Below are 12,482 nucleotides of genomic sequence, written 5' to 3'. Positions count from 1 at the left end.
AACTATATCCGTTTATTTCTTGATCCAGACAGCAAGTCTGCCTCCGCGGACTTTAAACAGAGCCTGCCCATCATCACCGATGGTGACCTCGTCATCTATACTACCTGTCACGTCATACCAGACTTCATCTTTATGATGTTCTCCTACATACATTACTTTGTCTCCATCATCGCCGTTAGATAAAAGCAGGGCTAAGCCGGAACCGGGATGGTCATCATCGCCCATTCTTGTAAAGCCTGCTGTATTACAATGGTCGAAATAGCTATTTTCATCCCCATAAGCATATTTCTGACGCACTCCTAATAGAATATCTATAATCGTCCTGTGAGGGGAATCCTGATCTCCTATCCGATAGTAATCACCATAGAAAATACAGGGATATCCTTTTTCCATTAATAAAATCAATCCATATGCCTGTGGTTTAAACCAGCTTTCTATTTCAGATTCCAATGAGCTTCCGCATTGAGAATCATGATTATCGACAAAGGTTACAGCATTTTCAGGGAAATTGCTTACCAATGTGTCATCCCAAAAACCCGTGAAATCAAAATCACGCCCCTGGCACGATGCCTGAAACATCTTGAAATGAAGAGGCACATCGAACAGGTCGAGTTTACATTCCATGAATTCAAGATAACTTTTCAACAGGCCAAAGTCTCCTTTCCAGTATTCCCCAACCACATAAAAATTGTCTCCTCTCTCAGCTCTTACCTTATCCAAAAACTGTTTTATGAAATTATCGTCCATGTGCTTAATTGCATCCAAACGCATTCCGTCCAGTTGCAACTCCCTGGAAACCCATTTACCCCAATGATTCAATTCTTTTACAACGTCGGGATGATTCAGATCGAGATCATTGCGAATTAAATAATCATAATTGCCATTTTCGCCGTTTACTCTCTGACTCCAATATTTGTCCTGACCTAGTATGCGGTAGATGCCGCATCTGCCATCGGCTTCATTTTTGTCAGTTCCTGAAAAATGGCTCGAGTTCCATTTAAAGTCGGAATATTTATTACCTCTTCCGGGAAAATCATAGCCTGTCCTTCCTTCTATCTCATAAGGCTCACTGATAGGATTATCCCGGTTTTCAGGGTCTACTTCCTGAACCATAAATCGTTCGGTATAATCCGCTCCGGCTTTATGATTCATCACAGCATCCAGATAGACGCATATCTGATATTTATGAAGCTCGTTTATCGCTTCTACCAACTCTCCCTTTGTGCCGTATTTAGTGCGAACCGTATTTTTCTGATCAAATTCTCCCAGATCGAACAAATCATAGGTGGAATACCCTTCATCTTCCTGTTCATCCGCTTTATATGCCGGAGGAATCCAAACAGAGGTCACGCCTATTTCACTAAGATGTTTTGCATCATTTTTTAACTGTATCCAGAATGTACCATCATTGGGCAAATTCCATTCGAAATATTGCATCATCACACCATTTTTCATATTTCAAGAATAAAATTGTAATTTAAAATAACCGGTTATTTCTTATTTTCAGGTTCTTCCCCTTCATCTCTCTATGATTCGGGAAAGAACCTTTTGAAAACCGAATGTGCCTAAGGACTTTTTCTTCTGAATAATGAAATAATCCAAAGTAACACTACAGCACCGATTACAGACATTAATAGCACGCCTAATATTCCTCCCGTAGTTATACCTAACAACCCATAAATCCATCCGCCCAATAGACTTCCGACTAAACCGACAATAAGGTTTATTACTATTCCAAAACCATGCCCCTTCATTATCCAACCGGCTATTGCACCGGCAGCAATACCAATAATAATGGCCCAAAGTATTCCTAATCCTTCCATAATTATACCTTTTTTATTATTTATGTTCTGTACGAGTCTCCACCAAGAATAAGTGGCAGGAATTGATATTAACTAGAACGTGATCTGTATATAGATTGTTTATTGTCACCCAAATAGTGGGATTAGGAACTTTTTGTAAATGAAATTTGTTTTAAATAATTAGGCCGAAACAAAATAACTCTTTTCTATTTCGTTTAAATTATTTATAAACAGATGGTTAGACTGTATTGTATGTATAGCGTATATGTTAAAACAGACAGGTGGAATCTATTTTATTCTTAAATAAAAATAAAATAAGTACCTAATGGCTTGTAAATATGACCGTTAAAATAGGTTATTTAACTTGTTACGTTAAACTTTTGCTTTTTTGTTACTGTTTAAATCTGCAAAGATCCATTGTTAAATAGAAGGTTATCTGATGTAATAACCTTTATCTCCTTAACTGCTGTTTATCTGGGCGCTCTACTACACTGGAAGGTATTCAGTGTAGTAAGTAAATATTGTAGGTAAAAATTGGCAGTTACTTAAAAAGAGAATGATGGAATCCGAGAAAACTGTAAAAAGTGCTGTAAACGAGAGAGTTTAATAATTAATTATTATGATCATGTTAGAAAAGGAAATTTGGGGAAATTCTATCCTTAACTGGGGTATTTCTATTCTCATCATTGTCGGTGCATTTATTATTGCAAAATTAGTTTCATTCTTTTTAAAAAAAGTAATGGGCTCATTTATAAAAAAGACTTCTAATCGTTTAGATGATATTATTTATGATTCGATAAGATCCCCTGTTCTATTTGCTATAATGCTGATAGGAATATGGATCGCAATTCACCGACTTGTATATCCTGACGGTTTTGTCCATGCAGTGGATAATGCATATAAAATACTAATTATATTGAATATTACATGGCTTGCAGCTCGGTTAGTGAGCAATCTGTTAGAAGAATATTGGGTCAAAAAAAATCATACACAAAGAATGCTACCTGTGGTAAAACGTACATTACTCGTCGTGGTATGGATAATAGGGTTAGTGATGGCATTAAGCAACGTAGGCGTTAATATAGGTGCATTATTGGGCACCTTGGGCATTGGTGGTATTGCCTTTGCATTAGCAGCACAGGATACGGTTAAAAATATTTTAGGGGCTTTTACTTTACTTACAGACAAACCGTTTAATATAGGCGATACAGTAAAGATAGATAATTTTGAAGGTACCATTATTGATATCGGTGCACGAAGTACGAAAATGCTGGATTATGATAAAAGAATCATCTCTTTTCCTAACTATAAAGTAGCCGATGCATATGTCATTAATATCACTGTTGAACCAAAGAGACGGGTGGTAATGAAAATAAATCTGGCTTACAATACTACTTATGAAATGATGAATGCCGCAATGAATATATTAAAAGAAATACCTTCCAAAGTACAATATGTTTCTCCAAATGACCTGGTCATTAACTTTTCTGACTTTACCGATTCAGCACTTGTTATTACGTTCATCTACTTTATAGATAAAGAAGGAGATATAGGAAAAACTACATCTGATGTCAATATGGAAGTTTTGAGGACGTTTAATCAGGCCAAACTAAAATTTGTTCATCCGATACAAATACATTTTGAAGGGAAAAATGATTCAGATGAAAAGGTATCAAGTTAATGCTATTATGATGAAATACGGAATGACTCCTCCTCACTTAGACAAAATATTAGGGAGTTCTGTGAAGAAAACTGACCGACTTGGCAGCGATAAAAAGAGAACGGAATCGGAACATCTACATGCGTTTCGCGAGGATGTATATATAGACGATAATAAAGCGGGAATGAAAAGTGATATAAAATAAAGTAAGATGAAATATTTTGTCTTTTAGCAATCAGCTTTATTTGAATATCTTATAGTACAATAAAACAACCATGTAAATAAATAGACATAGTGCTTCTTTGGTACTGTGCTTGATGATACCAGTATCATATCCAATATAAATAATCAAATTTAGATTCCTATCGTTTTACGTAATTAGATAGTTTTAAACCTTAATTAATATTCTCTTTGACATACTAGTGTAACTAAAAAAAATAGATGTGTTTTTGAAATACTGATGTATAAGATAAAATTGGATCTTTAGGCCTCTCTTAATTTTGAATATTAGCATTGTTCGAGAGAATGCCATTTAGGTTATATTTAAGGCTTTTCTTATTGACTTTTTCTATCAATCTCATCCATACGGTCATTTAATACTCTAACCAATTTATCCAGAAAGGAGGTACGGTTTATTCGGTTACGCATTTCTTTAAAGGTTCCATAGTAATCTCCTAAATCTATATTGAAAACAACTTCTATATAAGCAACTATTTCTTTGATATTCACATTTCCATAATTAAAACAACCCACTTTTTCCCAAGCATAGATAAGTTCAATCAAATCAATCTTGTTTGCTGTCCAAGTTATCCTTGTTTTAGGATATATAGGATATAGGGGTGGAGGGTTTTCAATCAAGTTCGAATTTAGGAGATTACTTCCTATATTATTATGATAGGACAGCAAATCTTTGTTTGAATAGGAAAATTTATTTTCAGAAAAACATTTAAGGTTTTTGTTTGGTGTAGTAATTCGCCATTCAAGTACCTGCATACTCAACCCAACCAAATACACGGCCTTCATTACAATCTTGAAAGCATTTTTTTCCCTTCTCACCGGATAATAATTCACAAAATCCGATAAGTTTTAAATGGACAAAACCAAGGCTATAATATAATTCCATATGGGTTGTTTCAAATTGGAGCCTGGTTAATAGCTTTAAAGCGAATTCATCACATGATTCTTCTAATTGTGAAATATATTGTTCTTCTTGTGAGGGTTTCGATAATAACCGAAATAACCTCGTTTGCATTAACTTCTGCATAATAATTGATTTAAATGTTATAGTAAATAATTTTTAATTGACTATACATCAGTATTTTTATCTTTCCATTCATCATAAATATGAAGATTACGTGTCATCGTATACATTTAATTATCTCTTTATTTCCCAATTCTTTTTATTATTTCCACAATATTAAAAAATAGAGTAATGATGCCGAAGCCAAAAAGGATCAGCCATTGGGGTATTTGGAATAAATATTCTTCAAGTATTTGCAAAGTTGTTACAGTAGGCTTGAAAAGCAAGACACCTATTACAAATGTAAACCAGAATATAAGGTTGATATATAAGTTTTTTATATATCTACTTGAATCAAATACAAGATATGCCATTAATAGAAAGGAGAAGGTCACTATTAAATTTTCTACTAATACAAAGCTATATATCCCTCCACTGTCCTCTATATGTATCTCGAATAAGAGGTGCATGAACGCACATAGAATATTGATGATAATTAATAGTCTTTTCATTTTATTGGTTTCAATATGACCATTTTAAATAGATGCTTCCCCATGTAAACCCTGCTCCGAATGCGGACAAAATTAGATTATCTCCTTTCTTTAACTTCGATTCCCATTCATATAAACACAGTGGTATTGTGCCTGCACTTGTATTTCCATATTTATGAATATTTACCATTACTTTTTCCGGTTCTAGTCCCATTCTGTTACCGACAGCTTCTATTATACGGATATTAGCCTGATGAGGAACCAACCAATTGATATCTTCGTTTACAAGATTGTTACGCTTCATTATTTGAGTTGACACATCTGCCATTCGAGACACAGCATGTTTAAATACAATTCTTCCTTCCTGATATACATAGTGCATTTTGTTTTCAATTGTATTATGGGATGCAGGATAAATAGACCCGCCTCCTTTCATATTTAAATGTGATGTACCGATGCCATCCACATGTAAGAGAGAGTCTATGATTCCCGTATCATCAAGAGTCGGTTCCAATAATACTGCCCCCACAGCATCGCCGAACAATGGACATGTAGTACGATCTTCGTAATTGGTAATTGCTGTCATTTTATCTCCGGCAACAACTATAACTTTATTTTTTTCTGCTTTTATAAAATTAGAACCTAATTCCAACGCATATATGAATCCGGCACAAGCAGCCTGTATATCAAATCCCAAAGCGTTTTTTATATTACATTCTCGGGCCGTAATAGACGCTGTTGATGGAAATACATAATCAGGGGTTGTTGTCGCAAATATTAATACTTCGATTTCATCCGGGTTTGTATTTGTTTTTACCAGAAGTTCTTTTACGGCTTTCACCCCCATATACGAAGTGCCTTTTTCTTTCAGTACTCTCCGTTCTTTAATGCCTACTCTGGTTGTAATCCAATCATCATTTGTATCAACCAATTCGGACAAATACTCATTTGTAATAATATCATCAGGATAGTAAGCTCCAACACCTTTTATTGCTGCTCTTCTCATTGTTAAATAATTAAAGTGACCTAATATTTTTTCTATAATTTTTAAGTTTCTTCTCATCTACTTTATCAATTATGGTAGAAAGCTCTTTTATCAACCTAGCCTTATCCGCCGGCAAGAACCCTGTCATTGGTACAGGGTTAGAAACTGTATTTGCAAAAAAATTAGTGTTTATATTCAAACTTTTAATGAAAGTACGTAATTCCTTGAGCCTTTCATGTTCGGTAGCTTCTTTAAAGAATCCTTGTTCAATGTCATTTTGTAACGGAGTATCAGGAAACACGGTCAATGAAACTACCGAAACTATATAAGGATTTAACTTATTGAACATATCCGAGGTTGCCAACGCATTTCTCTCTCCATTACCATGCCCTGCTAATCCTGTAAGATAAGATACGTAGTACTCTATTCCGGCTTCTTCAAATTTTTTCAGATTCTCAATTGTTTGGGCTGCCGATGTTTTTTTATTCATGTATGATAATGTTATATCATCTCCCGATTCGGTTCCAACTGTAATTCCGTTGAATCCTAAATGACGTAGGTTTTTCAATTCTTCCACACTCTTTTTAGTTATATCTGTAACCCGTGCAAACATACCTATGCTTTTGCATTCAGGAAGATATTTACGTATCATAATTCCTATATCCAAAAGCCTGTCATAACTCATTACAAACGGATTTGCTCCGACTAAGAATAGTCGCCGGGCTTTGGGTTGATAATGTTGAATGATTTTTAAATCATGTTCAAACTCATCTTTGGGCGACATCTTAAATTTTATATCCGGATATAAACTACAGAATTTACAATTGTGGTGACTGCAACTTATTGTTGCCTGAATCAGAGCGGAATTTGCTTCATAGGGAGGACGCCATATGGTTCCTGTGAAGTGCATATCATGTACATCCATATTTTTATTTTTTATTGACCTGTAATTTTTTTATAATGAGATAACTTTATTAAATATCTGGTATGCCTATCAACCAATGTGTCTTTTGCCTTTTGCAAAAGTGTTTGAGCATCTAATAAATCATTCAGGGTAATAAGTCCTGATTTATAATAGTTGTTATTGAGTCTTAGATTCTCTGAAGCGTTTTTTACAGAACTCTCTGCTATTTGTATTTGCTGATAGGCTACTTCCAGTTCTTTATAATAGTTTTTCATCTGGACTATTATTTTTTCATTTATCTTTTTTTGTCTGACCGAATGGGTTCCTCCCCACCAACCAGATATGGGTATGGAAACCGAAACAAAAGCCATTCCAACAGTATGTTTTCTGTCTACCATATTTTCAAAAAAATAGTTGGCTCCGACTGCTACCGTTGGTAATAATTTCCCTTTTTCAATTTGGGTTTGATATTTGGATACTTCTATACCTTTATCTAGTAGATTATATGTCTTATTAGCATGCAAAGCGGCATCGGAATTAACAGAAAAAGCGTTTGGATGAATTGCATTTTCAAATGCCACCTCTGTAATTTCTATGCTGTCTGATATTATTCCTATATGTTGAGATAATAACATTTTAACAGCATCTATATTATTGTAGAGTTCCATTTTACTCGCTTTTACTTCGTCCAGTTTTAATTGAACTTGCAATTCATTGTTGTGGGTTATTAAACCTGCCTTTACTGAAGCACTTACTTCTTTGAGGGTTTGACCGACTAGTTCTTCGATGACTTCGAGAGTTTTTAGTTTTTCTTTAAGTTGTATATATTGCCAATAATATTGTTCGGTGAGCAGTTCTACTTCATCTGCAACAATCTCCGATTGATTTTTCTGAATATCAACTAGTTTATCTGCTAGCTTATTGCCATTCATTATTTGCCCACCTGCGAAAATAGGTTGTGTCACACTGATTCCTCCATAAAAACCCTCTCTAATAAGAGATAAATCCATACCCATTATGCTTGTTTCCAATAAACCGGAATTAGACTTTAATCCGATTCCGTTTGCTTGAACCGAAGGGAAATATTTTGTAAAAGCATTCTTTTTCCCATGTTGAGCCTCTTGTATGCTCAATACCGATTTTTTCATCTCATAATTGTTTTGTTTTGCCAACTCCTTACATTCTTCTAGTGTTAGCTTTTGTTGAGAAAAGCAATCATGGGTACTGACCAACACTAAAATATATATCAGAAAAAATATTTTCATCTCAATACTATTTATTTAGTTCTTTATCCTTGAATTTGAATATTACAGAATATGCTACGGGTAGTATTGTTGAAATAAATACCATAGTTATTAATGTCCCGAAAAAGATAACCGAACCTAGCGGTGTCCACAATGGACTACCGCCGATAACCATAGGTATAACCCCAACGGCTGCGGCTGTAGATGTAAGAAAGATCGGGCGCATTCTACGGCTTCCTGCCTGAATAGCAGATTTCTCGACTGTTAATCCTTGCTCTTTTCTGAGAACTTCTGCATAATCGAGCATGATGATACCATTTCGCAATAGAATACCCATTAAACTTACGACTCCCAATATAGAGGTAACACTGATATCGGAACCCATTATTTGCATACCAATACTTGTCCCTAATAAGCATAACATTGTGGAACCTAGTGTGAGTAAGGCTAAGGCTATTTTCTTGAAATGGAAGATTAGAATAAATAGCATCAAACAAACCGTAATTAATAAACCATTTACGATTTGGGGCAGTCTTTCTCCGTCAGCTTCTTTCATACCACCGTAACTTACTTTTATTCCTTCGGGTAATTCAATTTCATCTATTTTGTTTTTTATTTTATTTGTTATGTTTATTTCATTATACCCTCTTTCCACTTCGGCTAATATTGACAATGTGCGGACACCGTTTCTTCTTACTATTTGTCCTTCATTCCAGTCGGGAGAGATAGATGCAATTTGTCTTAATGGAATGTTTGACATGCCACCCATCGTAGGTATATTGACATTACCGATATTTGAAAATGATTCTTCCTGTTTTCTTTCTGATTTTAGTATTACTTTTACAGGATAATCTTTCTCCCAAATATTTGTAATAGGAAATCCATCTCCCAATTCCAAGGCGGTACTCATTGCAATAATTGATTTGTCGATGCCCAGTTTATTCGTTTCGTTCTGATTTAGCCTAATTGAAACTCCCGGTAAATTTTCTTCAAAATTGGTTCTTATAAGTAATAACTCCGGCATCTTTTTCATTTCTGCCATAAGTGTTTCGCTTGCTTGTTTTATTGTGAGAATATCTTCTCCGCTTACTCTGATTTCGACAGGATATCGGGCTTCCGAAAAATCCATCTGCTTAAACTTTATATACGCTTCAGGAAAATAATCAGAGTATTTACGGCTATATTCATCAAGAATCTCTTTTGTTGCTTTTTTATCAGAAGTATTAACTATAAATTGCGCAAAATTATCCGACGGGAATTGTGGCACATAAGTATCATGGAACCTCGGAGAGCTTAAACCTACAAAAGAGGTAACTGATACAACGCGACCATCTTTTCTAAGAATATTATCCAAACTGTCTGCTATCTCTGTTGTTTGATATATTGATTTTCCATTGGGTAGAAATATTTCTACTGCAAATTGATCTCTTTCAACAAATGGCATTAATCGCAGCGGTAAATTGAAAAACCAAAACGCACCAATAGCCATCATCGAATATTTCTCCCGATGTTCATAATCTGCGTTGTATTCGGCTAAATAGGCTGTTTCCTCGAAGTTGGATGCGTGTTTCCGCATTTCAGAAAAGATGTCTCTTTTGTGGGTGGAAAAGCCTAAAATGACAGTCCGTGTCGTTCTTGATGCAAAATAGTCGCTTTGGCTGTCGCTCTCGTTCTGTTTCAATCTTGCCACGATAACCGCCTGTGCATTTTCGGGAAGTATCTCGGCAAAACGTTTGCTACCTATCGCTTTGACTTCCTCTAGTCGTATGCGTTCTTTTTCTTTCTCGTCCGCTTCTTCATTGGCTTTGGCTTGTGCTTCTTGGAGCAATATTGCTACTTCAAAGCTGTCCATAAATTGAGGGTTGTCGCTGTCGTAATAGAACCCAATGCCAAACTTCTCTTTCAATGGTCGGATAATATCGGCTGTATGAAAATCTTTTGTCATTAGGTTTATCAATTTGTAAGTGATACCCCATTGATTTTTTGTAGTGTCGTACACTACATAGCTGTGATAGCTATATCCTTCCATTTGGATGACTTGATTGATTTCTACCACTTGTTCGGCTCTGTCTATTTCCTTGTTCGCACCTAATAAAAATATTCTGCTCATAATTCTAAATTTTAAAGGGTTATAAATAAGTCAGCATGAGATAAATAAAGGCTATTACAGCACCCAGCATCAGCAGGCACGAAAGAATACCCCGAATCACATCATAGAAGAGATACAAGCCCACCAAAGCCCAGATAAACCCTGCTCCCCATAAGGAATAACCCACGATAATTAAGACTATTTTCAAAACCCAACCTATGCTAATTGGAAGGTAGGTGATTCGCTGTTTCCTGTTTTTTCTGCCGTTTGTTTCATAATTTCTGACCTTTTTTTTAACGCTATGCCGTATCGGAGCTGGTGAGGAGTATTCGAGTTTCAGAAGCTTTAAAAAGGGTAGTGTTTAGCTGTGCAAGGTTTTGACGAATAAATACGCTCGCCCGAATAGATACAAAGGAGGAAAAGAGGAAGATTTTTCGCCAAACCCTTTAGGGCATGACCTTGCTGTCAGCGTGCAAAACACGGAATACCTTTGCGACTGAAATCGAATACTCACTAGGCTCTGATGTCATTTCGCTTAAAGGGGAAGCGTTTGCTAATCTATACCATTGACAATATCAATGAAATTTCTTTCTCACTTGGCTTTGAAGACAGTTCTTATTTCTCCCGAATATTCAAAAAGAAGGCTGTACTTTCTACTTACGACTTTCTGAAAAAGTACCGAAAACACAACTAAAAGTCCTGCAATACCTGTTTCAAAACCCGCTGCCCCCCCTATTGAAGAGTATATAAGAAGGCGGACAAAAGTCAGAAAATAGAAGACTTTTTCTTGATCCCAAAGTGTTCACCCAAGAGATCTTAATATATTTAAAATATAGATTGGTAAACGATTGTATGAGGGATGTTCAGCTCTCTCTCCGCTAAATTGGACAAATAACTTAAAAAAGAGCTTATTATAAGTCTTTTTTACTTTGTGACAGGGACTTTGTAATTTTAAATATCTGAATATGATATACATAGTCACGGCTTATAAAATAACAAACAGTAACAAGTCTAAACCTGTTACTGTTTAATAAACAAACGATTATTGTCCTGTAGCCCCTATTTCCCTACAAAGGAATCCGGATATTTCACATTATAAAGAATATTATTATCACTGGAATGAATCCATGTATTAAATACCCGCTCATTGTCTGTAAGCTCAATAACCCTTGCCCCGTATCCCAGGCTGGTATAAGTCGTCTTACTGCCTGAAAAACGGCCGTACGCAAGGCAAATCCCATTCAGGTATCCAATGTAATCGTTATCATGATCATGTCCTGTAAATGTACCCATTACATCTCCACCTTCAACCATTGCCGCAAACATTCCGGTATTTATAATTCCGGGGCACTCTTTCTCAGTTCTATTGCCAAATACAGGAGCATTCTTTACATAGTTCTTGGTTGTATCAGGTAATAGCGTATATTCCTGTAAAGGGATATGAAAAAATGCCAGAGCCGGATATGGCTTGCCATTGTTTTCTCTCGTAAAGAAGGAGCTGTTGTTTCTGTACCATTCTACCTGATCAAAGCCGAACCAGTTATATCCTTTTTGTTCACCTACTTTATTATACGCATTAGAATCCATAAAATAAAGTATCGCCCCTGTTTTCTCTTGGGTATTCTTTATCTCAAGAACATAGTTACCCTCCCCGGTCAAATATGCAGGCCCTGTCTGCGCATAGCAATATGGTTTACTAATCACATAATCCATTATTTGCCGGCGGGTCCAGTCATGTTCATCGTCATGATTTCCCAATACGATCGCATACGGGATTTTTTTGCTGATAACGGGAGCCAGAACCTCATCCCAACCGTTCTTTGCAGGAGTATCTGTAACAATATCACCTGTAAATGCGACAAGATCAGGTTTCTCATTTTCAAGCACTTCTTTCATCATTCTGATAGACTTTGCAGATTCTTCAGATCCGCATTTATAGTGTATATCAGTGAATTGTACAATTTTGAATTTACCATTTTCATTAAAATGTAGCTTCCCCTGAGCATAAGTATTCGTAATGCATATAAGCATTAGCAATATTGACACTATTTTTTTCATCGATTCAAT

Annotated in this window: 12 protein-coding genes; 2 read left to right on the top strand and 10 right to left on the bottom strand. The window is 35.6% G+C overall.

Going from position 1 to position 12,482, the window contains the following annotated elements; all coding sequences use genetic code 11:
* Positions 1–12: 12 nt before the first annotated feature.
* Entirely contained in the window at positions 13–1,455 is a 1,443-nt protein-coding gene (locus IR083_RS11945; RefSeq protein ID WP_044215362.1) for an alpha-amylase, read from the bottom strand.
* Positions 1,456–1,565: 110 nt separating this feature from the next.
* Positions 1,566–1,823 carry a GlsB/YeaQ/YmgE family stress response membrane protein gene (locus tag IR083_RS11940; protein ID WP_006798118.1) on the bottom strand — a complete coding sequence of 86 codons (258 nt, stop codon included), beginning with the start codon at positions 1,821–1,823 and terminating at the stop codon, positions 1,566–1,568.
* 604 nt (positions 1,824–2,427) lie between these two features.
* Here IR083_RS11940 and IR083_RS11935 point away from each other — a divergent pair.
* Both IR083_RS11935 and IR083_RS11930 read left to right on the top strand, forming a co-directional pair.
* Positions 2,428–3,483 carry a mechanosensitive ion channel family protein gene (locus IR083_RS11935; RefSeq protein ID WP_044215361.1) on the top strand — a complete coding sequence of 352 codons (1,056 nt, stop codon included), beginning with the start codon at positions 2,428–2,430 and terminating at the stop codon, positions 3,481–3,483.
* Positions 3,464–3,667 (top strand): hypothetical protein, encoded by a 204-nt coding sequence (locus IR083_RS11930; RefSeq protein WP_006798115.1) that lies wholly within the window; start codon positions 3,464–3,466, stop codon positions 3,665–3,667. The genes IR083_RS11935 and IR083_RS11930 overlap by 20 nt, the downstream gene beginning before the upstream one ends.
* Positions 3,668–4,017: 350 nt before the next feature.
* On the opposite strand, the gene IR083_RS11925 is transcribed toward IR083_RS11930, so the two are convergent.
* The 8 genes from IR083_RS11925 to IR083_RS11890 form a co-directional block, all read right to left on the bottom strand.
* On the bottom strand, positions 4,018–4,455 hold the full coding sequence (locus IR083_RS11925) for an RteC domain-containing protein (RefSeq protein ID WP_052303045.1): 438 nt from the start codon (positions 4,453–4,455) through the stop codon (positions 4,018–4,020).
* Positions 4,442–4,726 (bottom strand): hypothetical protein, encoded by a 285-nt coding sequence (locus IR083_RS11920; protein ID WP_006798111.1) that lies wholly within the window; start codon positions 4,724–4,726, stop codon positions 4,442–4,444. The genes IR083_RS11925 and IR083_RS11920 overlap by 14 nt, the downstream gene beginning before the upstream one ends.
* Positions 4,727–5,224: 498 nt before the next feature.
* Entirely contained in the window at positions 5,225–6,199 is a 975-nt protein-coding gene (locus IR083_RS11915; protein WP_044215437.1) for a beta-ketoacyl-ACP synthase III, read from the bottom strand.
* Positions 6,200–6,209: 10 nt separating this feature from the next.
* Entirely contained in the window at positions 6,210–7,103 is an 894-nt protein-coding gene (locus tag IR083_RS11910; RefSeq protein WP_194224497.1) for a radical SAM protein, read from the bottom strand.
* 11 nt (positions 7,104–7,114) lie between these two features.
* Positions 7,115–8,347, bottom strand: coding sequence for a TolC family protein (locus tag IR083_RS11905; protein WP_194224496.1), 1,233 nt, complete (start codon positions 8,345–8,347; stop codon positions 7,115–7,117).
* Between the two features lie 7 nt (positions 8,348–8,354).
* Complete coding sequence (locus tag IR083_RS11900) at positions 8,355–10,436, bottom strand: efflux RND transporter permease subunit (RefSeq protein ID WP_194224495.1); 2,082 nt, start codon at positions 10,434–10,436, stop codon at positions 8,355–8,357.
* A 19-nt stretch (positions 10,437–10,455) separates the two neighbouring features.
* Entirely contained in the window at positions 10,456–10,623 is a 168-nt protein-coding gene (locus IR083_RS11895; RefSeq protein ID WP_242052406.1) for a hypothetical protein, read from the bottom strand.
* A gap of 851 nt (positions 10,624–11,474) precedes the next feature.
* Positions 11,475–12,473, bottom strand: coding sequence for a metallophosphoesterase family protein (locus IR083_RS11890; protein WP_199343226.1), 999 nt, complete (start codon positions 12,471–12,473; stop codon positions 11,475–11,477).
* Positions 12,474–12,482 lie beyond the last annotated feature (9 nt).

The sequence above is a fragment of the Dysgonomonas sp. GY75 genome, from assembly GCF_015234155.1.
In the GTDB taxonomy this organism is placed as follows: domain Bacteria; phylum Bacteroidota; class Bacteroidia; order Bacteroidales; family Dysgonomonadaceae; genus Dysgonomonas; species Dysgonomonas gadei.
The sequence above is the reverse complement of the archived record's forward strand: the minus strand, read 5'-3'. Positions and strand labels throughout refer to the sequence as shown.